The organism is Amycolatopsis sp. WQ 127309, from assembly GCF_023023025.1.
Lineage (GTDB): Bacteria > Actinomycetota > Actinomycetes > Mycobacteriales > Pseudonocardiaceae > Amycolatopsis.
Genome location: NZ_CP095481.1, coordinates 1,282,455 through 1,305,651 on the forward strand (window position 1 = coordinate 1,282,455; position 23,197 = coordinate 1,305,651).

The window sequence follows — 23,197 nt, forward strand, 5'->3', positions numbered from 1 at the left end:
ACCGTGTCAGACGTGGAACTCAGCACCGACCTCACCGCGCACGCCAAGCAGCTGGACGCCATCGGTGACGGGCTGCAGCAGGCCGTCGACGCGGCGAACCAGGTCAGCATGCCGACGGACGCCTACGGCATCCTCTGCCAGCCGTTCCGGATGCTGCTCGACCCGGTGGAGCAGTACGGGATCGACGCGCTCAAGGACGCCGTGCAGGCGATGACCGCCGTCTCCGGCAAGGTGCGCGAAGCCGCGGCGGCGTACCACACCTACGAAGCCGGGGTCGCCGACGATCTCACCAAGTCCACGGACGGTGCCTGATGCCCGAGGGCAACCCGCTCGTCGCGGACGCCAAGCAGGACCCCGACGGGCCGGGCGCGCTGACCGCCGGCAACGGCGACTACGGCTGGGCCGGCGGCATCGGCATCGCCGAGTCGTCGATGGACGCGTTCAACGGCATCAAGGACGGCGACTGGGTTTCCGGCGGCCTGGGCGTGCTGAGCCTGGCCGGCGAGATCGCAGGCGCGGCCGTCGACCCGTTCGGGTACCTGATGTCGTCGGTGGCGTCGTTCCTGATGGAGCACATCCAGCCGTTGAAGGACATGCTGGACTCGCTGGCGGGCAACCCGCCGGTCATCCAGTCGTACGCGGACACCTGGGGCAACGTCTCGAAGGCGCTGGGCGAGCGGAAGACCGACTTCGACAACGCGGTCAAGACGGGCACCGCGGGCTGGCAGGGCGCGGGCGCCGACGCCTACCGCAAGTTCGCCACCGAGCACAGCGACGCCCTGTCCGGCGCGGCGACGGTCGCCGGCGCGATCAGCACGGTCACCATGATCATGGGCCAGGTCGTCTCGTTCGTCCGGGAGACCGTGCGCCAGCTGATCGCGGACCTGGTCGGCAAGCTCATCGCGTGGGTGATGGAGGAAGTCTTCTCGCTGGGCTTCGGCACGCCGGTCGTCGTCGCGCAGGCGTCGGCCGCGATCGCCAAGTGGGGCAAGAAGATCGGCGACCTGCTCAAGAAGCTGACCGACACGATCCGCAAGGTCTCGCCGCTGCTGTCGAAGCTCGTCGACATCTTCGAGAAGATCGCCAAGGTCTTCGGCAAGGTGCTGGGCAAGGTCAGCGGCCTGGACGGGCTGAAGATCAAGGAGGGCGGCTTCGTCCACAAGGTCCCCAAGGGCGAGGGAGGAGTCCACACAAGAGCCCACGGCGGCGCGGAGGACTCACCGGACGGCTCCGACGGCTCCTCGGGCGGCGACAGCTCTGACGGCTCCGCAGGCGATTCCGGTGGCAGCCATGGGGATTCGGACTCGCCGAGCGCGGACCCGATGAACACGGACTCCTCGCCGGACGCGGGCTCCCGCCGGAGTCCGAGCCGCGAGGAGCCCGGCTCCCAAAGCGGCGACAGTACCCACGCCCCCGCCGGCGACACATCGGCGAGCGACGGCGGCTCGCCGACCGGAGACTCGAGCCCCTCGACGGCGCGCGGCGACTCTCCCTCACAGGCGGGGAACGTTGGCCCGTCGACCCGCGCTGGGGACGGTTCGCCTTCCCACGCCGGGGACAGCTCACCCACGCACGCGGGCGACTCCAGCCCGTCGGCGCGGGCCGCGGACAGCGGCCCTTCCGTACACGCGGGCGACAACGCGCCCTCCCGCGCCCCGGACGGTTCGCCCTCGCATGCCGGGGATTCCAACCCCTCGGCACGCACGGGGGACAGCTCGCCCTCCCATGCCGGGGACTCCAACCCCTCCGCACACGCGGGCGACAGCTCGCCCTCCCGCGCCCCGGACGGTTCGCCTTCCCACACCGGGAACTCCAGCCCCTCGGCACGCACGGGGGACAGCTCACCCTCCCATGCCGGAGACTCCAGCCCCTCCGCGCGGGCCGTAGACAACGGCCCTTCGCCGACCCGGGCGGGCGACAGCTCGCCCTCGCACGCAAGTGACTCCAGCCCATCCGCACGAGCCACCGACAGCAGCCCCTCCACGCATGCGGGCGACAACTCGCCCTCCCACGTCGGAAATTCCAGCCCCTCGGCACGCGCTGGCGATAGTTCGCCCTCGCACGCGGGCGACTCCAGCCCCTCCGTGCGGGCCGCCGACAGCGGCCCCGCACCGACGCACTCCGGGGCGCCCAGTCAGTCCGGCTCGGGGAGTCCTTCGCACTCGTCGCCCGCTGGGCGGGCTGATGGGCCCGGCTCGCACGCCGGTGGGGACAGTCCTGGCAGTGCCGCGCCGCCGCGGGGCGATGGCACCACCTCCGCCAGTGGTACCGCTCCCGCTCCCTCGCGCACCGGTGATCCGGGGGGTCAGTTCCCGTCGCCGCGCGGTGGGGACGGTGCCGCCTCCGGTGTTCCGCCGCAGGGTGGCGCGCCGATGGGTGGGGGTGTGCCGCCCGGTGGCGGGCCCGGCGGTGGCGGTGGTCCCGGCGGGGGTTCCCCGCGCACCGGCGGCGGTGCCGGCTGGACCGGTACCGCGGGCAGCCCCGGGGCGCACTCGCCGCACGTCGACGCGCCCGGGCGGCCCCGCACCGGCGGCGACCTTCCCGAAGGCCGCCCACGCACCGGCACTCCCGAGGGGCGCCCACGCACCGACCTTCCCGAAGGCCGCCCACGCACCGGTCTTCCCGATGGACGGCCGCGCACCGACCTTCCCGAAGGCCGCCCGCGCACTGACATTCCCGATGGACGTCCGCGTCCCGGCCGCGATCTCCCCGAGGGGCGGCCTGGTGACGCCCCGCGGCCGCGCACGCCGGATGCGCCCGCGCCGGCGGCGCGTGGCTTCGGGCCCGGCACCCACGGGCCCGACACCCGCCCCGGTGGGCACGCTCCCGGCACCCGGCCGGGCGGTCCCGGGCACACCGGCCCCGGCGGTCCGCACAGTCCCGAAGGCCACAGCCCGCACGAAAGCGGCCCGCACGAACACCGTCCGCAGGAGAGCGGTCACCACGACCCGGACGGCAGCCCGCCCCACCACGGCGAGCCGCTCAGCCCGGACGAGGTCAACGCGCGGCACGCCGAAAGCACGCCGTCCGGCAGCTCCTACCACGCCGGTGACCCCGACATGGGCGACCTGCCGCACCGCGTGCAGCCCGACCCGGACGGCCGCTACACCGTCGACGTGCACGTCACGCCGGATGGGCACGCCCGCATCGGCGATCGGCTCTACACGCCGGAAGAGTTCGCGGATGTCTTGCGCCGCAACGGTGACTACGACGGCCGGCCCGTCCGGCTGATCGGGTGCGACGCGAGTTCCAACGACTTCGCGCACCGGCTTTCGCGCGAGCTCGACACCGAGGTGATGGCACCGACGAAACCGGCGTGGACCGACGCACACGGCCGGGTCTTCTCGTCCGACTACGAAATCGGCCCGGACGGGAAGATGCGCCCGCGCATCCCGCCGGACGGCGAGTGGAACACCCACCACCCGGACGGCACCGCCCACCGCGCCGGCGACGACGGCTTCGCGCCGGACAGCCACCACGGTGACCCGCACGACGTCGACGCCGAGAGTGCCCGGCACCGCGGCGACGGCGACGGCGACGGCTCGCCCTCCCACGCGGACGAAGACGACGACGAGTTCGACCTCGACGGCTGGGGCGAGCACGAAATCTCGCCCACGGACCCGAGGTACGACGAACGGCTCGTCGACTTCGACCGCCCCGGGCACGAGCACCCGCACGACTCGCCGGCCAACCCGTACCACCGGCCGCCCGACTCGCCGCAGACGATCGAGTCCGGGCCGCGCCCGCGGGACCGCACCACGCCGGGCGACTTCTCGACGCCGGTGCCGACCCAGCCCCGGGTGCTCGGCGACGTCGAGCTCAAGCCCGACACCGAATACCGGGTGGTCAACAAGACCAAGACCGGGGAGATCGCGTCGGAGACGCGGTTCTTCACCGACTCCGAGGGCAAGGTCAAGTGGGTCGAGTGCACGCCCGGTGGCGGCCGGACGGCCGACGGCGTCAAGCTGCCCGCGAACCCGGACTTCAACTACCCGCTGCTGCCCGACTGCCAGTACCGCGTCGACAACTTCAACGACCCGGCGAAGAAACTGGACTACCACACGGATGCCCGTGGCCAGACGGACGCCGCGACGGGGCAGCCGGAGTACCGCGAGTCGAACGAGGACTACCGCGACGCCGGCGGCCGGTTCACCGGGCAGGGCCGTGCGGGCCACGAAGGCCAGAACGCCTACCGCGGCGACCCGGACCACGGCGAAGTCCGGTGGGCGGGCGGTCACCTCGTCTCCACCGAGGGCGGTGGCCCCCCGGGTTACGGCAACATGCACGGGCAGATGGCCGCGTCCAACAGCGGGCACGCCCGCGACGGCTGGGATCCGCCGGAAACCTGGCGGCGCCAGGAGGAACAGCTCGCCTCGTACCACAACCCGCCCGACCGTGAGGTCGAACTGCTGCAGGTGAGCACGCCGCGGCGGGCCGACGGACTGTCCGAAGAGGACGTCATGCGGTGGCGGGTCACCGAGGTCGACCCGGAGACGGGCGAGCGCGTTTCCCGGGTGTACGAGCGGGTGTTCGTCAACGTGCCGGAGAACATCGACCCCAACGCGACGGTGAGGCGTTATGGCGAGCCCTGATGAGCTGGTCCCGGCGATCTTCGACGCGGTCGGGCAGGCGCTGCCGCCGAACTGGCGGCGCGTCACGTTCCGGGTGTGGGCGACGGTCGTGGCGTACCAGACCGAACTGACCGTCGCCATGGCCGACGGCAGCTCGCCGGAGGTCGCGCCGCCCGCGGTGACGAACCTGATCGCCGCGCTGCGCGAGGTGATGTACCAGCCGGGCCGGGGCACCTGGTTCTCCGCGAGCTTCCGGCTGCGCGCGGGCGAAGAGCCCGAGGCGTCGTTCAACTACGACCAGGACCCGCGGTGGTTCCCGGAGCTGCCGCCGGTGGCGTTCGCCCGCGACGTCGCCGCTTTCCCCCGCGCGGACGAGCGGATCCCGGACTGGCTGCGCGCGCTGCTGGCCGACGCGGCGGCCGTGGCGGCGCCGGAAGACTAGGGTCACCACGACGAATCCCCCACCGGTGAACGAAAACGGAGGACCGGACAGCATGACGCTGACCCCCATCGAGCAGAACGAGCTGCTCGGCGAGATCGCCGAGTCGCTCATCGCGGCGGCCCCGCCGAACTGGCAGCGGCTGGTGTTCGACTTCATGGCCGTCGGCAAGCACGTCGATGTCGGGCTGGGCGCGGCGCTGGACAACGGCGCCCGGCAGCCGGTGCCCGCGCCGCGGGAAGTGTCGAAGCCGCTGGCGAAACTGCGCCGGGGGATGTACGCCGACGGCCTCGGCACGTGGTACTCGATGGACATGGTGATCGACCGGCCCGACCGGTTCCAGGCGCGGTTCAACCGGGACGACGAGCCGCCGTTCCGGACCCCGCCGGCGCCCGAGCAGTACGCGCTGGACCAGGAGCGCTACCCGCGCACCCCCGAAAACACCCCGCCGTGGTTCCGGGCGAAGCTCGGTTCGTGACCGCGGCCGGAGGGCTCGAGCGCACCCGCGTGCCGGACCGGTCGCGGGCCGGCGAGACCGCTCGTCAGTGAACCCGGAGGGGGATGAACCGTGAGCCAGCCACGAGGACCGTTGCGGCCCGAGCAGCAGCATGAGCTCGTCCGGCAGATCGGCGCGGTGCTGACGGGACAGGTGCCACCGGGCTGGCGGCAGCTGCGGGTCGAGTACCGCGCGGCCGGGCGGCACATCGAGGCCGACCTGCTGGTGACCGCCCCGGACGGGCTCCCCCGGACCCTGCCGCCGCACCCGGAAGCGGTGCGGCTGCTCGGCGTCTTGCGGGCGGGCATGTACCAGCCCGGGCTCGGCACCTGGCTCGGCGCGGTCCTCGTGTTCGACCCCGGCGGGCCGGCCGACGCCGACTTCGGGCGGCCGGACCTCGAACCGCCGTTCCGGCACCAGCCCCCGCCCATCGGTTTTCAGGACGAGCTGCGGTTCTTCCCGCGCGCCGACGAGCAGATCCCCGGCTGGCTGCGGGAGCGGGCCGGCCTGCCGGCGCCGACCCAGGTCCCGCAGGCGCCGCTCGGCCCGGACGAGAAGGTGCGCACGCCCCGCGTCCACGACGGTCTCGACGCGTCGGGCCGGCCGGTCATCCGGCGGCCGGCCCTCGTCCCGGCCGAGATCGAGCGGTTGCTGGCCTACCTGGAGGCGGCGCCGGTCATCCTGGCGTCCCGCAGCAACGGCGCCGACGTCTTCGCGCCGGAGCGGACCGACGCCGTGCCGATGAACTTCCGCACCGACGGGGCGTGGGCCTGGCCCGGCGCCGTCGGGTACTACCTGCGTGAGCACGGGGTGCCGCCGGATCCGGACCTGGTCGCCCACATCCGGGCCCGGCGGTTCGCCGCGCCGTCGGAGGTCTCCGCCGAGGCCACGGTCCTGGCGCTGGCGGCGATCACCGGCGAACGGCAGTAACAGCCTCAGACGACGGTGTACCCGGCGTTCGTCAGCGCGATCTCGATCTCCTTGCAGTGCTCGGGACCGCGGGTCTCCAGGGCCAGGGCGACGTCGGCCTCGCCGAGGTCGAGGCTGCCGGAGATCCGGGAGTGCTCGACGTCGAGCACGTTCGCACCCTGCCCGCTGACGCACGACAGCACGCCCACGAGCGACCCCGGCCGGTCCGGGACCCGCAGGTGCAGCCGCAGGTAGCGGCCGCCGGCGGTCATGCCGTGCTGGATGATCTGCAGGAGCAGCACCGGGTCGACGTTGCCGCCGGAGAGGATCGCCACGACCGGCGGCTCGAACGCGCCGGGGTGCTGCAGCAGCGCGGCGACGGTGGCCGCGCCGGCGGGCTCGACGACCAGCTTGCGCCGCTCCAGGCAGAGCAGCACCGCCCGCGAGAGCGACTGCTCGGACACCGTCACGACGTCGTCGACCAGCGACGCGACGTGGGCGAAGCTGACCGGGCCCGGCTCGCCGACCGCGATGCCGTCGGCCATGGTCGACGTCTGGCTCAGTCGGACGGGCGCGCCCGCGACCAGCGACGGCGGGTACGCGGCGGCCTCCTCGGCCTGGACGCCGATGACCTTGACGTCCGGCCGCACGGCTTTGACGGCCGAGGCGACCCCGCCGACCAGCCCGCCGCCGCCGGTGGCGACGAGGATCGTCTTGACCCCGGGCACCTGCTCGAGGATCTCGAGCCCGACCGTGCCCTGGCCGGCGATGACGTCCTGGTGGTCGAAGGGGTGGATGAACACCGCGCCGGTCCGCTCGCCGAACTCGATCGCGGCGGCGAGGGTCTCTTCGAGCAGCGCCCCGTGCAGGTGGACCTCGGCACCGTAACCGCGCGTGGCGGCCAGCTTCGGCAGCGGCGCCCGCAGCGGCATGAAGACCGTCGAGCGGGCGCCGAGCAGCGACGACGCGAGCGCGACGCCCTGCGCGTGGTTGCCGGCACTGGCCGCGACGACGCCCCGTGCGCGCTCCTCGTCGGTGAGGCCGTGGATGCGGGTGTAGGCGCCGCGGATCTTGAACGAGCCCGTGCGCTGCAGGTTTTCGCACTTCAGGTGCACCGGACCGCCGTGGAGCCGGCGCAGGTCGCGCGCGTGCTCCATCGGCGTCACCCGGGTCACTCCTTTGAGGAGTTCGCGGGCGGCCTGGATCCGCTCGATGGTGACGAGTTCCATGAGCCGGATGATGCCACTCAGGAGATCCACAGGTTGATCGGACCGGGAGCCGGGTACCCTTGGCGTGTCAACTTGCGGTAAACAGGGAGCAACCATGGCACGGGGGAAACCCGCGAACGCCGCTAAACGGGCGCGCGCCACCCGCTCCGCCGGGCTGGTCCCGCTCGTGATCGGGCTGGCGTCGGCCGCCGCCCTCACCGGAGCCGCCTACATCACGGTGGACAGCGCTTCGTGCGCGTCGCCGGCCCAGTACATCCGCCACGACAGCCACGTCGAGCTGGTCGGCGGCTGCGTCGACGGCGCGGACCTGCCCGCCGCGGGCACCCCGAAATCCGGCACCGTGGTGCACGGCAACTACAACCCCTGACCTGCGGAAAGCCTTCGCGAAACGGCCCCGGAACCAGTCGGTTCCGGGGCCGTTTTGCTGTCTTCGGGACGTCAGCCCAGGGCGGTCAGCAGGTCGGCGACCAGGTCGGTGCCGTCTTCGATGCCGACCGAGAGGCGCAGCAGGTCCGCCGGCACCTGCAGGGTCGAGCCCGCGGTGCTCGCGTGCGTCATCTTGCCCGGGTGCTCGATCAGCGACTCGATGCCGCCGAGGGACTCCGCAAGGATGAAGAGCTTCGTGCGCGCGGCGACGTCCAGTGCCGCCTGCTCGCCGTCGACGTGGCTGAACGAGACCATGCCGCCGAAGCGGCGCATCTGCTTCGCCGCGATCTCGTGGCCGGGGTGCTCCGGCAGGCCCGGGTAGTAGACCTTCGCGACCTTCGGGTGCTTCAGCAGCGCCTGCACGACCAGCTCGGCGTTGTCGCTGTGCCGCTCCATGCGCAGGGCCAGGGTCTTGATGCCGCGCAGGGTCAGCCACGCGTCGAACGGGCCGGGGACCGCGCCCGCGGCGTTGCGCAGGTAGAAGAACTGCTCGCGCAGCTCGTCCTCGTTGGTGACGATCGCGCCACCGACGACGTCGGAGTGGCCGCCGAGGTACTTGGTGGTCGAGTGCAGCACGATGTCCGCGCCGAGCGACAGCGGGTTCTGCAGGTACGGCGTCGCGAAGGTGTTGTCGACGACCAGGCGGGCGCCGGCGTCGTGCGCGACCCCGGCCAGCGCGGCGATGTCGGCGATGCCGAGCAGCGGGTTGGTCGGCGACTCGCACCAGATCAGCTTGGTCTCGGGCCGGATCGCGGCGCGCACCTCGTCGAGGTTGCCGAGGTCGGCGACGGTGTGCTCGACGCCCCAGAGGCTGAGCACCTTGTCGATCAGGCGGAACGTGCCGCCGTAGGCGTCGTTGCCGAGCACGAGGTGGTCGCCGGGGCGCAGCGTGCTGCGCAGCACCACGTCGGACGCGGCCATGCCGGACGCGAAGGCGAGGGCGTGCCGGCCGCCCTCCAGCGAGGCGAGGGCCTCTTCTAGCGCGCTGCGGGTCGGGTTCGCGGTGCGCGAGTACTCGTAATCGCCTTCGCGAGTGCCGCCGACGCCGTCCTGCGCGTAGGTCGAAGTCTGGTAGATGGGCACGATCACCGCGCCGGTGCGGGGGTCGGGCTTCTGACCGGCGTGGATCGCGCGGGTCTCGAAGCCCAGTTCGGAGTAGTCGTCCACCATCCCTTCAGCGTACGGCCCGGGCCGTCCATTCCCGGCAGGTGGGATGGCTCTCGTCACTCACGTCCAGTGACCGGAAGGCCGCACCAGCGGGCGGTCGGCACCGCCGCCGAAAGGGCGAGCGTCGCGACGGCCGGGGGCAGCACCAGGACCAGCGCCAGCACCCCGCCGGCCGCCAGGTCACCGGGGCCGCCGAGGTCGACGTACGCCAGGCCGGTCGCCGCCAGCAGCAGTGACGTCAGCGTCGCGACGATCGCCGTCGCGCTGCCCGCGATGCAGCCGAGGCGGCCCAGCGGGTCGTGGCGCAGCAGGAGGACGCCGCCGGGCAGCAGCACCGCGGTGAGGAGCAGGTCGACCGCCGCGTGGACGGCCGTGCGGGGCGCGTCACCCGGGAACCGGACCAGCGCGACGACGTCGAGGAGCAGGCCGGCCAGGTAGAGCAGCCCGCCGAGGACGGCGAGGGCCGCGGCGGCCCGCGCCGTCCGGCCGGTGGCGGAGGTGAGCGCGGAGAAGATCACGCGCCGAGGATAGGGCCACGGCGGGTGACCGCGCGATCACCAGCTCTCGGACGTGTACGCGCCCTGGCCGGTGAACACGGGCAGCGTGGGCGTGCGGTAGCGCAGGTACCGGAAGGTCGGCGGCAGGAAGGCCAGTACCAGCACGAACACCGAAAGCCCGGCGAGGCCGACCCGGTCGACCATGGCGAGGCCGCCGTGGGTGAACATCGCGTCGACGAACCGCGCCAGCGGCACCCCGGCCGACAGCGGCTCGGTCAGCAGGGCACCGATCGCCAGCAACGCGCCGAGCCCGAGCAGGACCGCCCCCGCGGTCGCGCGGAACAACGTCGCCAGCGAGCCGAGCAACAGCACGAGCCCGGCGAGGAGGAACGCGCCCAGATCGACCAGCACCAACGCGGGCAGCATGCCGAGACTGAATTCGGCGGGCATGTCGAGAAAGATCTTGACCGGCACGAACCCGGCGGCGACGGCGGCCGGCAAACCGAGCAATCCGGCGAGAACGGCCGTTACTCCGGACGGCCTAGCGGATGAATACGAATGCGAATGAGCTACCGGGTAACCGAGCGGACCGGCCACGAATCCCCCATCGACAGAACACGAACATCGGCGCTCAGCCTAGTCTGCACCTGGGGAAGTAGTCCTAAAAAATATGGGAATTCGGCCGGACGGCGGAACCCAAGATCATTTTCCTGCGCTAGAGGCGGAAATCCTGTCACGCGATCACGGCGCGCGATTCACCGACCGCTTGTCCTATTCGGACAATTGCACGCTTCGCTATAAATGCAGCGTGCCCCGGAGCCGAAATGGCTCCGGGGCACGAAAACGGTGTTCACTCACCACTGCTGCGGCGGCTGACCGAACCCTCCGCTGGGCGGGCCCTGCTGCTGCGGCGGCTGTCCCCAGCCCTGCGGCGGCTGACCCGGCTGCTGGCCCGGTTGCTGCGGGTAGCCGTGCGGCGGCTGACCCGGCTGGCCGAAGCCACCCGGCTGCTGCGGCTGCTGGTGCGGCGGCGGGAACCCGCCACCCTGCGGCTGCGGGAACCCGCCGCTGGCCGGGTTGGAGCCGCCCGGCTGGCCGTAGCCCGGGGGCGGGCCGTAACCCTGCGGCGGCTGGCCGAAGCCCTGCGGCGGCGGGCCGGGCTGCCCCGGCTGGCCGAACCCGGGCTGCTGCTGCGGGCCACCGAAGCCCTGCGGCGGACCGTCGAAGCCCTGCTGCGGGCCACCGAAGCCCGCGGGCGGACCGCCGAAGCCCTGCGGACCGGTCGACGCGGCCGCGCCGTCACCGAGGCCGACGAACTGCTTGGTCGCCGGGAGGAGCCCCAGCACGCCGATCGCCAGCACGAAGATCCCGGCGACGAGGTAGAGCGCCTGGCCGTTGCCGAACTTGATCGTCGCGCCGTCCGGCACGTCGATGCTCAGCTCGATCATGATCAGGATCGCGAAGATCAGCAGCACCGCGCCGCCGCCGACCGCCAGGAACGAGGCGATCTTGTTCTTCAGGAACGTGAACACGGCGGCGCCCAGCGCGGCCAGACCGCCGACCAGCACCAGGATGTAGTAGATGGTCAACGCGCCGGGCGAGATGTACTGCCCGGCGTCCTTGGCCGCCTGGATCTGCTGGTCGGTGACCTTGCCGACGGCGTCGGAGTACGTGGTGAAATCGCTGTCGAACATGTCGACGAAGAAGAACACCACCGCGAGCAGGCCGAAGATCGCGAGCAGACCGGCCGCGATGTAGCCGAACAGCGGGTTGCCGCCGCCGGCCGGCGACGCGCCGAACTGCTGCTGCGGCGGCCCCCCGAACTGCTGCTGGGGACCACCGAACCCGGGCGGCCCGCCGAAGCCCTGCGGCGGCTGGCCCGGCTGGCCGAAGCCGCCAGACTGCTGCCCGTAGCCACCCGGCTGGCCGTACCCACCCTGCTGCTGGCCGAACGCCGCGGCCGGGTTGTCGGCCGCGCTCGGCGGCGGGTTGTACGGGATCGCCGGCGGCGGCTGGGATCCCGGCGGGACCAGCTGCGTGGAGTCCGCAACCGGGGCGTCACCGCCGGCCGGGTTCACCCACTGCGTCGCGTTCGCGTCGACCGGCGGCAGCGCCTGGGTCGCGCCCGCCCCGCCCTCACCCGGCTGGGCGGGCTGGACGACCTGCGTCGGTTCCGGCGTCTCCCCGAACGGGGAACCGCCTTGTGGCTGCACGACCTGCGTCGGCTCCGGACTACCGAACGGGTTGTCCTGCTGCGGATGGGGGCCACTCGGCGGGCCCTGAGGTGGCTGGTTGCCACCCCACGGCTGGTTCGGTGGCTGCGGTGCACTCATGTGGGTCTTGAACCCCCTTGACGAGGACGCGAAAGTGTTCTATTTGCGCCCACGCTATCGGATCACCCGGCAGGGCGCTCGTAACGCCCCAGCCGGGTTCGCCGATTAAGACCCTTTTCGGCTCCTGGTCACCGACCGGCCAGGAAACCCAGGAGGTCGTGCCGCGTGACGACGCCGGCCGGCTTGCCGTCGACCAGCACGAGAGCGCCGTCGGCCCCCTCGAGCGCCGTCATCGCGGAACCCACCTGCTCACCGCCGCCGATCGTCGGCAGCGGCGGGGACATGTGCCGGTCGAGCCGGTCGGCCAGCTGGGCCTTGCCGGTGAACAGCGCTTCGAGCAGGTCACGCTCGTTGACCGCGCCGACGACCTCGGCCGCCATCACCGGCGGCTCCGCGCTGACCACGGGCATCTGGCTGACGCTGAACTCGGCCAGGATCGCGATGGCCTCGGCGACCGTCTCGTTCGGGTGCGAGTGCACCAGGGCCGGCAGCTGACCGCTCTTCTTGGTCAGCACGTCGGCGACCGTCGCGCCCGAGGAGTCCGGGGGCAGGAAGCCGTAGGAGGACATCCAGGTGTCGTTGAAGACCTTCGTCAGGTAGCCGCGGCCGCCGTCGGGCAGCAGCACGACCACGACGTCGTCCTCGGTGAGGCGTTCGGCGAGCTTCAGCGCGGCCGCGACCGCCATCCCGCACGAGCCGCCGACCAGCAGGCCCTCTTCGAGCGCGAGGCGGCGGGTGACCTGGAACGAGTCGGCGTCGGAGATCGGGATGATCTCGTCGGCGACGTTGCGGTCGTAGGTGTCCGGCCAGAAGTCCTCGCCGACGCCTTCTACCAGGTAGGGACGGCCGCTGCCGCCGGAGTAGACCGAGCCCTCGGGGTCGGCGCCGACGACCTGGACGGCGCCGTCGCTGACCTCCTTGAGGTACTTGCCGGTGCCGGAGATGGTGCCGCCGGTGCCGACACCCGCGACGAAGTGGGTGATCTTCCCGTCGGTCTGCTTCCACAGCTCCGGGCCGGTCGAGAGGTAGTGGCTCTCCGGGTTCTGCGGGTTGGCGTACTGGTTGGGCTTCCAGGCGCCGTCGATCTCGCGGACCAGGCGGTCGGAGACGTTGTAGTAGGAGTCCGGGTGCTCGGGCGCGACCGCCGTCGGGCACACCACGACGCGGGCGCCGTACGCCTTGAGCACGTTGCGCTTGTCTTCGCTGACCTTGTCCGGGCAGACGAAGACGCACTTGTAGCCCTTGCGCTGGGCGACCATGGCCAGCCCGACGCCGGTGTTGCCGGACGTCGGCTCGACGATCGTGCCGCCGGGGCGCAGGGCGCCGGACTTCTCGGCCGCTTCGATCATCCGCAGCGCGATCCGGTCCTTGACCGAGCCACCCGGGTTCAGGTACTCGACCTTGGCCAGCACGAGCGGCTTGAGCCCCTTGGTCAACGAGTTCAGCTTGACCAGCGGGGTGTTGCCCACGAGGTCTGCGATGTGCTCTGCGTACTCCACGCCGTCAGCCTAAACGGCCTACCGGTGGCGTTGTCCACTCAGCACGTGGCAAGGCCTCCGGGCGGTCTCCGGGTGCGCGTCGGAAATGCCGGGCATTGTGCGCGAGGTCGGGGCCGTTCCGGCGCCGGCGTGTCGCTAAGCCACCAAGCCGCTACCGGTGCCGATTCCGTACCCGAGGGTCGCCGCACGCTGAGCCGTCATCCCGTCCCGGAGGTCCCGCCCGGCGCCGTGCGCGCGGTCGCGACCCATCAGAGAAGGCAAGAAGGCCCAGCGAGTGCCTCGATGTTCGACCATCCGGCTCACCTCCCCCGGTTCCGGAATGACGAAGCTCTTTCCTGAACGGATCCTATCGGGTGCCGGGGTCCGGCGGTGCGTCCTTTCGAGTCAATCGCGTGCGGTCCGGCCGGTCGGCGATCGGGCGCTCTTCCCAGTCCGGGGGCCAGGTCCTGGCGAAGCCGCGCTGCGCCTCGGCCCCGGCGAGCCGCGCCGCGGTCTTCGTCCCGAAATCGACCGGACCTGCGAAGACGGCGCCGTTGAAGGAGTCACGGTCCCCACCGAAAACGGTGCCGCGGAAATCGACGCGGTCCTTGAAAGCCGCTTTGTTGAAGTCGGCTTTGGTGCGGAATTCGGTGCCGCGGAACGACACGAGTTCGAGGAACGTCGTCCCGTAGCAGACGATCGACCGGATCGAACAGTGCGTGAGGTTCAGCCCGACGAGCGTCGCCCCGGAGAAGTCGAGGTCGACGTCCGGCCAGAACCCTTCGTTCGGTTGTTCGACGGACCCGGCGCGCAGGTGCAGCTGCAGGATGCGCTGCGCGGTCTTGCGGACCTGCAGCTCCTCGGCGTTCTTCGCGGTGTGCTTGAACGGCATCCGCAGGTACGCGCAGAGCACGTTGACGATGGTCTGCCGGTGCGGCGCGTACCCGCCGGCGAGCCGTTCGAGGGCGTACAGCCCGGCGAGCCGGACCGGCGCCTTCTCGCTGCCGAGCTGGTCGGCGGCCTTGCTGTACATCTCGGTGACCCGGCGTTCGGTGGCGTCGTGGTCCTTCTGCACCAGGTCCAGCTCGGCGGAGCGCTGCCGCCGGGCGGCCAGCAGCAGCGCGGCCGCACCCCCGGTGCCGACGACGATGTTGGCCGCGGTGCGCAGCGCGTCCAGCCGGGCGGAGTCCTCGGGCCGGCCCCCGCCGAGCAGCGACAGCAACAGCGTCGCCGCCAGCCCGGCGAGCAGCAGCAGGCCCGCGCCCCAGAGCAGGATCGTCCTCGTGCCCAGCACCCGCGCCTCGGTCCCCACCCGGGTGATCCTGCCAGCTCGGCTGTTGCCTTGGTCGCGTTCGGCTTTGTCCCGGGCGTGGTTCACGGCACTATGGTGAGCAACCGCTTAGCACGCTTAGCTCGCGATACGAGGATGTGTCACGTCATGCCTGAAGCCGTCATCGTCTCCACCGCGCGCTCGCCGATCGGGCGCGCCAACAAGGGCTCGCTGGTCAGCATGCGACCCGACGACCTGACCGTGCAGATGATCCAGGCGGCACTGGCCAAGGTGCCGCAGCTCGACCCCACCGACATCGACGACCTGATGCTGGGCTGCGGCCTGCCGGGCGGCGAGTCCGGGTTCAACATGGGCCGCGCGGTCGCCGTCGAGCTCGGGTACGACCACCTGCCCGGCTGCACCATCACGCGCTACTGCTCGTCCAGCCTGCAGACGACCCGGATGGCGTTCCACGCGATCAAGGCCGGCGAGGGCGACGTCTTCATCTCGGCCGGCGTCGAGACCGTGTCGCGCTTCTCGCGGGGCAGCTCGGACTCCTGGCCGGACACGCACAACCCGCTGTTCGCCGACGCCGAGAAGCGGACGGCGTCGACGGCGGAGTCCGGCACCGACAGCTGGACGGACCCGCGCACCGCCGGGGACGTCCCCGACGTCTACATCGCGATGGGCCAGACCGCCGAGAACCTGGCGCGGCAGAAGGGCGTCACGCGCGAGGACATGGACGAGTTCGGCGTCCGCTCGCAGAACCTGGCCGAGAAAGCCATCGCCGACGGTTTCTGGGCCAAGGACATCACCCCGGTGACGCTCCCGGACGGCACGGTCGTCTCGAAGGACGACGGCCCCCGCGCGGGCGTCACGGTCGAAGGCGTCTCGGGCTTGAAGCCGGTGTTCCGCCCGGACGGCCGCGTCACGGCGGGCAACTGCTGCGCGCTGAACGACGGCGCGGCGGCCCTGGTCGTCATGTCCGACACGAAGGCGAGCGAGCTGGGCCTGACGCCGCTCGCGCGGATCGTGTCGACGGGCGTGACGGGCCTGTCCCCGGAGATCATGGGCTACGGCCCGGTCGAGGCGTCGAAGCAGGCGCTGTCCCGCGCCGGCCTGTCGATCGGCGACATCGACCTGGTGGAGATCAACGAGGCGTTCGCCGCGCAGGTCATCCCGTCGTACCGCGACCTGGGCATCGACCTGGACCGCCTGAACGTCAACGGCGGCGCGATCGCGGTGGGCCACCCGTTCGGCATGACGGGCGCGCGCATCACGTCGACGCTGATCAACTCCCTGCAGCACCACGACAAGCAGTTCGGCCTGGAGACGATGTGCGTGGGCGGCGGCCAGGGCATGGCGCTGATCATCGAACGCCTCTCCTGAGTCGTTGAACGGCCGAAGGCCACCACCGGGAGTCCCGGTGGTGGCCTTCGGCGTGTCCGGAGGTGTGATCCGGAAGCCGGCACACGTGATCGGGAGGTCAACTCGCGTGATCAGAGGGTCGACACGGCGAACCCGGACGGCGGGGCCGTGTCGACCTCTCCATCACGCGTGTCGGCTCTCCGATCACGCGTGTCGACCCTGTGATCACCACCCACCGACGTGACCCCAGCCGAACCCGTGGACCGGGGTCGGCTCGCGTGATCAGCCGCGTATCTCGCGTGATCGAGCGCGTGACTCGCGTGATTGGGCTCGTCACTCGCGTGATTGGGCTCGTCACTCGCGTGATTGGGCTCGTCACTCGCGTGGTTGGGCGCGTGGCTGGTCAGTGGAGCATTACTGGTGGGGTGAGTTCCTCGCCTTCCGGGACTGCCGGGGCGGTTGGGCGGGACTTCGGGAGGAAGAGTGCCGGGATCACGCAGAGGACCACCAGGACCAGGGACCAGACGAACGTCGTCGAGAAGGCGTCGGCCGCCAGGCCGGTGGCCGCCTCGTGGGTGGCCGGGTTCATGATCGCCGCTGTGGCCGCGAGCTGGCCCTGGGCCGTCGGGACGCCGAACTTGCCCGCCAGCAGGGCCGCCAGGATCGTCGCCATCACCGCCGAGCCGATCGCGCCCGCGGTCTGCTGGACGATGTTCGTGGCCGTGGACGCGCGGGCCATGTCCTTGGGCTGCAACGTCTGCAGCGCGGACGTCGTGATCGGCATCATCGTGCAGCCCATGCCGAGGCCCATCACGAACAGCGCCGACAGCAGCACGAAGTACGGCGTGGTCGCGGTGACCTGGGTCAGCATCGCCATCGAGCCGACCAGCAGCACCATGCCCGGCAGCACGATCTTGCGCACCCCGACCTTGTCGGCGAGCCGGCCGGCGATCGGCATCGTGATCATCGCGCCGAAGCCCTGCGGGGCCAGCAGCAGCCCGGCGTGCAGCGTCGTTTCGCCGCGCACCAGCAGGAAGTACGTCGGCAGCAGCATCATCCCGCCGAGGAACGCGACGAAGAACAGCGACATCGTCACCATCGCCGAGGTGAACGCGCGGTTCTTGAACAGCCGCAGGTCGACCAGCGGATTGGCCACGCGCAGCGCGCGCAGCACGAACGCCACCAGCAGCGCCAGGCCGCCCAGCGCCGGCAGCCAGACCTCGACGGCCGTGACGCCGCCCGCGGACGGGATCTTCGAGACGCCGAAGATCAGCGCGGCGAGCCCCGGCGACACCATCAGCATGCCCGCGAAGTCGAAGCGGGACGCCGCCTCCGGCTCGTCCTTCGGCAGCAGCCGCCACGACAGCAGCAGCGTGACGACGCCGATCGGCACGTTGATGAAGAAGATCCAGCGCCAGCTCACGGCGTCGACCAGCCAGCCGCCGAGGATCGGGCCGCCGATCGGGCCCAGCAGCATCGGCACGCCCAGCACCGCCATCACGCGCCCGATCCGCTGCGGGCCCGCCGCGCGGGTCAGGATCGTCATGCCGCAGGGCATCAGCATGCCGCCGCCGAAGCCTTGCAGGACGCGGAATCCGATCAACGTCTCGATGTTCCACGCCAGGCCCGCGAGCATCGAGCCGGCCAGGAACAGCACGATCGCGACCATGTAGAGCCGCTTGGTGCCGAAGCGGTCCGACGCCCAGCCCGTGATCGGGATCACCGTGGCGAGCGCGAGCAGGTAGCCGGTGGCGACCCACTGGATGACGTCGAACGACGTCGAGAACTCGATCGTGAGTTTCTGCAGCGCCACGTTGACGACCGTGGTGTCGAGGATCGCCATGATGGCGCCCAGCACCACCACGGACGCGACCTTCAGCACCCCCGCGTCGAGCGCGTCACCCTGCGGCGCGGCGGCCGTACTTTGCGTTGACATCAGGAACGATTCCCCCAGGTAGTGGTTTCGTCCGCGAGACTACCGGGGGCCACCGACAAAAACGTCTCAGCAGATGCTGTCGGTCGGAACCGGGTTCGCGAGCCCGAACAGCGGCCGAAGCTTCAGCCCGATCCAGGTGCCGCCGAGCGCGAAGACGCCCCACAGCCAGCCGTGCAGGCTGCCGGTGGAGATGCCGCCGAGGTACGCGCCGATGTTGCAGCCGCCCGCCATCCGTGCGCCGACGCCCATCATGATCCCGCCCAGGATCGCCGCGACCGCCGTGCGCCACGGGATCGAGCTGTGGATCTTCCACGCGCCCGCGGCCGCGGCGGCCACCGCCGCGCCGATCATGATCCCGATGTCGGTGAGGCTGTTCTTGTCCTTCCAGATCGGGTTGGCCAGCGACGTCGCGTTCGCCTTCTGCTGCCAGAACGCCCAGCTCTCCGGGTGCAGCCCGAACACCTGCAGGACCTTCGCGCCCCACAACGAGAACGCGCTGGTGACGCCCCAGATCCCGCCCGAGACCAGGAACACCGCGCCGGCCAGCACGCCGAGCACGAGCGCGCCGGCGAGCATCGGCCACGAGCCGCGGAAGACCCGCGCGAAGCCGCGCGCGGTCGGCACGGCGTCCACCGGCGGCGGCGTGCGGCGCTTCTGCACCGCGCGGGTGACCACCACGATCCCGGCGAGCACGGCGATGGTGATCGCCCACGAGCCGAACCAGCCGACGTGGTCGGCCAGCAGCACACCCTTGACCTCCGGCCAGCCGCTGAGCACCGGGTACGCCCAGGTGTAGAGCACCGAGCCGGTGATGAACCCGCCCAGCGTCAGCACGATGGCCGACTGGCCCGACCCGACCGCGAACAGCGTGCCGGACGCGCACGCGCCGCCGAGCTGCATGCCGATCGCGAAGAGCGTCGCGCCGGCGAAGAGGGCGAGCCCGAGCGGACTGGCCGTCGGGGCCGGCTTGCTGCCGAACAGCCCGCTGCCGGTGCCGGCGATCAGCGCGATCAGCGTCGCGGCCGTGCCGAGCAGGACGGTGTGGGCCCGCAGGCCCTGGCCGTTGCCGACGGCGATCAGCTGCCGCCACGCCGACGTGAAGCCGAACCGCGAGTGGAACAGCGCGAGCCCGAGACCGAGGCCGAGCAGCAGGAGGACGCCGGACTTGGCGCCGTAGGCCGCCCAGACGTACCAGGTCAGGCCCACCGCCAGGACACCGGCGACGGCCAGCGGGACGACGCGGACGGGCTCCTCCGGCCGCGGCACGGGCGCGGCGCAGGAGGTGGGGAACTCGAGGAACTTCTTGTCACCGGCCGGTGATTCGGTCGTCGCCACCAGTACTCCAGGCTCGGGTCGGCGGAGCAGGACGATCAAAGCTAGGACCGGGGCCGGGTCCGTCGCAGCCCGTCGCACAGTGTGGGACGAATGGAGCAGTCCAGTAGCCCTGAACGCCGAGAAGGCCCCCTCGCCGAGGCGAAGGGGCCTTCTCCGGTCTTGCGGTGTTACTCGTTCGTCTTGACGCACATCGTCGTCGCCGGCTCCGGGTAGACCGCGACGCGCGTGGCGTCGGTCCCCTCGCAGACGCTCTGGTCGGCCTGGCCGCTGACGACCTTGACGAGCTCGCCGTCCTTCGACGGGTCGGAGCACGGGACCTTCTTGTAGCCCTGCGTCTTCGAGGTGAAGTTCGTCAGGCAGTCGCCCTGCTTGGCGTTGATCATCAGGCACAGCTTGTAGGAGCTGCGGCCGCTGACGGTGTAGGTGTCGTACGCCGCGTCACTGCCGCCCGGGCAGGAGTCGCTGGAGCTGTCCAGCTTCTTGGCGATCTTCACGTTCGCGCTCGGATCGTTGCAGTCGGCCTTGCTCGGCTCGTCGCCACCCGAGGTGAACTCGGTGACCGACAGGCAGTCACCGGCGTTCGAGCTGGCCGGCGACGTGGCGAAGTTGACGATCGCCAGCGTGCCGCCGACGACCACGATCACCGCGACGATGGCGAGGCGGATCCAGAGCGCCTTCGACTTCTTCGGCGGGGCCGGCGGCGCGGGCGGGTAACCGGGCTGGCCGGGCGGCGGGCCGTACGGGCCGGGCTGTCCGGGCGGCGGGCCGTACTGGCCCGGCTGCCCCTGGACCGGCTGGCCCTGGGGCGGCGTGCCGTACTGCGGCTGCGGCTGACCCTGCGGCGGCGTGCCGTACTGCGGCTGGCCGTACTGCTGCTGCTGGCCGCCGGGAGGCGGCCCGTAGGGATCGGGCTGACCCACCGGCTGCTGGCCCCCGGGGGCCGGAGGGGGAACGCTCACTGTGAACCTCACACATGTGAAAGAGAACTGACCGGCACATCAAACACGCAGGGTGATCAGCGTCCGCAGCGGGGTCCACGGATGAGACATTTACCGACAGAAAAGGCGCCCCGTCGATTACGGAGCGCCTTCACTGCAGGACTGTGAGCCAGCTTACTCGCGGAGGTACGACAGCAGCCGCAGGATCTCCAGGTACAGCCAGACCAGGGTGGTCATCAGGCCGAAGGCGACGTACCAGGCCCACTTCGACGGCATGCCCTCGCGGATCATCCGGTCCGCCTGGTCGAAGTCGAGCAGGAAGCTGAAGGCCGCGATGCCGATGCAGACGATGCTGAAGATGATGGCGATCGGGCCGCCGTCGCGCAGCGGGTTGAAGCCGAAGGCCAGCGCACTGATCAGGTTGAACAGCATCAGGATCGCGACACCGACGACGGCGCCGACGATCCACTTGGTCAGCTTCGGCGTCACCTTGACAGCACCGGTCTTGTAGACCACCAGCATGCCGATGAAGACACCCATGGTGCCGACGATCGCCTGCAGCGCGATCCCGGGGTAGATCACCTCGAACACGCCGCTCAGCGCGCCGAGGAACAGGCCTTCGGCGGCCGAGTAGACGAGCGTGAGCGGCGCGCTCGCCTTCTGTTTGAAAATGATCACCAGCGAGATGACGAGCCCGACGACCAGGCCGCCGAGCATCGCCCCGATGAGCGCGCCGGACAGCCGGCCGGTGTCGGCCAGCTGGTTCTGCGCCCAGATCGCCGTGACGATCCCGACGAGCAGCGTGGTGCCGAGGCTCATCCCCGTCTTGACGACGACGTCGTCGACCGTCATCGGGCGGTCGCCCTCGCCGGAGGAGACCTGTCCCGGGCCGTACCCGGGCACGCCGCCCTGGGGCTGGTTGAAGCCCACCGGGGGGCCGTACTGGCCGTAAGTCTGCGTTCCGCCCTTTGGCAGGTTGCGGAACGCCGGGTTGCTACTGGAACGCACCTGATCCTCCTGGATCTGCTGCTTTGTCAATCAAGCTGCGTGAATCAACGCTGCATCGGGTCCAACGACCGTCGGGGACGCGCGGTTCCCGTCGAGTAAAGACGACTTTACTCGACGCCTGGTCAGCGGTCCTCGCGCACACCGTATGCGACCGACGTCACGACCGTTCGCCGACAGGCACCCGATGGACGCTAGACATCCCCAACCAGTTCGAGCGACCCTCACTTGGCGTGTTCGGATCTTCACCGAAAGCGCACCTGAGACTTGATCAAACGTGTGACCTGCGACGACACCCCGACGTCGGCGCGGGACCGTCGAAGGAGTCGAAACACCATGGGGTGGTCTGCACGCCCGCGCGCGGGTCGACGCGCGCTCACCGGCCTGGTCGCGGCCGCCCTGCTCGGCGCCCTCTCGGTGACGGTCGGGGCCCCGGCGGCGTCGGCGGCGTCCCAGGAGGGCATCGGCTACGAGGTCAAGCCCGGGCAGCCGATGAAACCGACGCCGAGCCGCAACTGGCTGGGCTCCTACATCGTCGGCGGGCAGCAGGTGTTCTGCGTGAGCTTCCAGCTCAAGGCCCCGAACACGGACGAGGAGTACAAGCCCGGCGACGAGCTGCTGACGAAGTGGGGCACGAAGCTGCCCGCGGACCAGGCGGCCAACATCTCCTACCTGCTGCTGCGCTACGGCGACACGAAGAAGCCCGAGGAAGCCGCGGCGCTCGCGCACCTGCTGCACTCCTGGACGGCGGCGCCGCGCTCGGCCGCCGACCTCGACCCGTCGCTGACCGCCGACAAGATCGGTTACGACGCGGACTTCCACCTGGGCAAGCTGCCCGCGGACGCCGTCGCCGCCGTCGAGCGGCTGACGACCGAGGCCGAGACCAACCGCGGCCCGTGGACCGCGTCGGTCACGACGCCGAAGGACGACCAGCACGTCGGCACCGCCGGCGAGTGGACGGTGACGGTCAAGAACGCCAAGGGCAAGGGCGTCGCCGACGTCCCGGTGAAGGTGACGGCGACCGCCGCGACGCTCGGCGAACAGAAGGCCGCCACGGCCGCGGGCAACGCGAGCCCGCAGGCCGCGGCCAAGGACGTCACGATCAAGACCGGCGAGGACGGCACGGTGAAGGTGTCGCTGACGCCGACCGGGGACAAGCCCGAGCTGGCCGCGTCGCTCACCGCTCCCGCCGACCGGCCGTACGTGCGCGCTCCGGTCAACACCGGCGTCCAGCGGGTCGTCTCGACCGGCGGCGAGAAGGAACTGACCGCCCAGGGCGTCGTCAACGTCGCGAAGCCGGGCGTGGTGCAGGTGACCAAGGTCGACGCGAACAGCGGCAAGGGCGTCGGCGGCGCGGTCCTGCGGATCACCGGCGCGGACAAGACGTCGGCCGCGCTCGGCCAGGACGGGAAGCCGCTGAACGGCGCCGACGGCAAGCCCGCCGTCGTCACCACCGACGGGAAGACCGGCGGGGTCACCGTCGAGAACCTGCGGGCACCGCAGGACATCTGCGTCGTCGAGGTCAGCCCGCCGCCGGGTTACACGAACGCGTACGACCCGCAGAACCCGCCGTCGGCCTGCGGGAAGATCGAGCCGGGCAAGACGCTCGCGCTGACCGTGTCGAACAAGCCGAACGAGGTGCCGCACGCCATCCCGGCGGGCGACCAGCCGGTCGCGCTGGCCCACGGCACGGTCGAGACGAGCTACTCGGGGCTGGGCGTGGCCGGGCTCGGCCTGCTCGCCCTGCTGGGTTCCGCGCTGGTCGGCTTCGCCGCTCGGCGGGCGTCGCGCGGGTAGCGA

19 protein-coding genes are annotated in these 23,197 nt (G+C 71.4%); 8 read left to right on the plus strand and 11 right to left on the minus strand.

The genetic code is table 11. From position 1 onward, the window contains the following. Window positions 1-3: 3 nt before the first annotated feature. The 5 genes from MUY22_RS05435 to MUY22_RS05455 all read left to right on the plus strand — a co-directional run bounded on the left by MUY22_RS05435 (window position 4) and on the right by MUY22_RS05455 (window position 6,436). Window positions 4-312: a type VII secretion target gene (locus MUY22_RS05435; RefSeq protein WP_247057704.1), complete on the plus strand. Its 309-nt coding sequence runs from the start codon at window positions 4-6 to the stop codon at window positions 310-312. Beyond that, the gene (locus MUY22_RS05440; protein WP_247057706.1) at window positions 312-4,592 is read left to right on the plus strand and encodes a hypothetical protein; all 4,281 of its coding nucleotides are present in this window, start codon (window positions 312-314) and stop codon (window positions 4,590-4,592) included. Before MUY22_RS05435 ends, MUY22_RS05440 begins: the two co-directional genes overlap by 1 nt. Further along, a complete protein-coding gene (locus tag MUY22_RS05445) occupies window positions 4,579-5,013 on the plus strand; it encodes a hypothetical protein (RefSeq protein ID WP_247057708.1) in 435 nt (144 codons plus the stop codon). Before MUY22_RS05440 ends, MUY22_RS05445 begins: the two co-directional genes overlap by 14 nt. 52 nt (window positions 5,014-5,065) lie before the next feature. Further along, complete coding sequence (locus tag MUY22_RS05450; RefSeq protein ID WP_247057710.1) at window positions 5,066-5,488, plus strand: hypothetical protein; 423 nt, start codon at window positions 5,066-5,068, stop codon at window positions 5,486-5,488. A 90-nt stretch (window positions 5,489-5,578) separates the two neighbouring features. Continuing rightward, on the plus strand, window positions 5,579-6,436 hold the full coding sequence (locus MUY22_RS05455; RefSeq protein ID WP_247057712.1) for a ferredoxin: 858 nt from the start codon (window positions 5,579-5,581) through the stop codon (window positions 6,434-6,436). A gap of 5 nt (window positions 6,437-6,441) precedes the next feature. On the opposite strand, the gene ilvA is transcribed toward MUY22_RS05455, so the two are convergent. Beyond that, complete coding sequence (gene ilvA / locus MUY22_RS05460; protein WP_247057714.1) at window positions 6,442-7,644, minus strand: threonine ammonia-lyase; 1,203 nt, start codon at window positions 7,642-7,644, stop codon at window positions 6,442-6,444. Window positions 7,645-7,738: 94 nt separating this feature from the next. On the opposite strand from ilvA, the gene MUY22_RS05465 reads away from it, so the two are divergent. Continuing rightward, window positions 7,739-8,011 carry a hypothetical protein gene (locus MUY22_RS05465; RefSeq protein ID WP_247057716.1) on the plus strand — a complete coding sequence of 91 codons (273 nt, stop codon included), beginning with the start codon at window positions 7,739-7,741 and terminating at the stop codon, window positions 8,009-8,011. Window positions 8,012-8,082: 71 nt separating this feature from the next. On the opposite strand, the gene MUY22_RS05470 is transcribed toward MUY22_RS05465, so the two are convergent. From MUY22_RS05470 to MUY22_RS05495, 6 genes are all read right to left on the minus strand, one after another. After that, a complete protein-coding gene (locus MUY22_RS05470; RefSeq protein ID WP_247057719.1) occupies window positions 8,083-9,240 on the minus strand; it encodes a cystathionine gamma-synthase in 1,158 nt (385 codons plus the stop codon). 53 nt (window positions 9,241-9,293) lie between these two features. Then, window positions 9,294-9,755: a hypothetical protein gene (locus tag MUY22_RS05475; RefSeq protein WP_247057720.1), complete on the minus strand. Its 462-nt coding sequence runs from the start codon at window positions 9,753-9,755 to the stop codon at window positions 9,294-9,296. 36 nt (window positions 9,756-9,791) lie between these two features. Then, window positions 9,792-10,184: a hypothetical protein gene (locus MUY22_RS05480; protein ID WP_247057722.1), complete on the minus strand. Its 393-nt coding sequence runs from the start codon at window positions 10,182-10,184 to the stop codon at window positions 9,792-9,794. Between the two features lie 404 nt (window positions 10,185-10,588). Continuing rightward, window positions 10,589-12,067, minus strand: coding sequence for a hypothetical protein (locus tag MUY22_RS05485; protein ID WP_247057724.1), 1,479 nt, complete (start codon window positions 12,065-12,067; stop codon window positions 10,589-10,591). 128 nt (window positions 12,068-12,195) lie between these two features. Further along, window positions 12,196-13,566 (minus strand): cystathionine beta-synthase, encoded by a 1,371-nt coding sequence (locus MUY22_RS05490; RefSeq protein ID WP_247057726.1) that lies wholly within the window; start codon window positions 13,564-13,566, stop codon window positions 12,196-12,198. A 346-nt stretch (window positions 13,567-13,912) separates the two neighbouring features. Beyond that, window positions 13,913-14,857, minus strand: a complete 945-nt coding sequence (locus tag MUY22_RS05495; RefSeq protein WP_247057728.1) for a pentapeptide repeat-containing protein — start codon at window positions 14,855-14,857, stop codon at window positions 13,913-13,915. Between the two features lie 126 nt (window positions 14,858-14,983). On the opposite strand from MUY22_RS05495, the gene MUY22_RS05500 reads away from it, so the two are divergent. After that, window positions 14,984-16,204: an acetyl-CoA C-acetyltransferase gene (locus tag MUY22_RS05500; protein ID WP_247057731.1), complete on the plus strand. Its 1,221-nt coding sequence runs from the start codon at window positions 14,984-14,986 to the stop codon at window positions 16,202-16,204. Window positions 16,205-16,586: 382 nt separating this feature from the next. On the opposite strand, the gene MUY22_RS05505 is transcribed toward MUY22_RS05500, so the two are convergent. The 4 genes from MUY22_RS05505 to MUY22_RS05520 form a co-directional block, all read right to left on the minus strand. Then, window positions 16,587-18,119: a DHA2 family efflux MFS transporter permease subunit gene (locus MUY22_RS05505; protein ID WP_247057733.1), complete on the minus strand. Its 1,533-nt coding sequence runs from the start codon at window positions 18,117-18,119 to the stop codon at window positions 16,587-16,589. Window positions 18,120-18,185: 66 nt separating this feature from the next. Then, window positions 18,186-19,454 carry a YeeE/YedE family protein gene (locus tag MUY22_RS05510; protein WP_247057735.1) on the minus strand — a complete coding sequence of 423 codons (1,269 nt, stop codon included), beginning with the start codon at window positions 19,452-19,454 and terminating at the stop codon, window positions 18,186-18,188. A 167-nt stretch (window positions 19,455-19,621) separates the two neighbouring features. Next, window positions 19,622-20,413 carry a hypothetical protein gene (locus MUY22_RS05515; protein ID WP_247057737.1) on the minus strand — a complete coding sequence of 264 codons (792 nt, stop codon included), beginning with the start codon at window positions 20,411-20,413 and terminating at the stop codon, window positions 19,622-19,624. 153 nt (window positions 20,414-20,566) lie between these two features. Then, complete coding sequence (locus MUY22_RS05520) at window positions 20,567-21,400, minus strand: Bax inhibitor-1/YccA family protein (RefSeq protein WP_247057739.1); 834 nt, start codon at window positions 21,398-21,400, stop codon at window positions 20,567-20,569. A 333-nt stretch (window positions 21,401-21,733) separates the two neighbouring features. On the opposite strand from MUY22_RS05520, the gene MUY22_RS05525 reads away from it, so the two are divergent. After that, on the plus strand, window positions 21,734-23,194 hold the full coding sequence (locus MUY22_RS05525; protein WP_247057741.1) for a hypothetical protein: 1,461 nt from the start codon (window positions 21,734-21,736) through the stop codon (window positions 23,192-23,194). Window positions 23,195-23,197 lie beyond the last annotated feature (3 nt).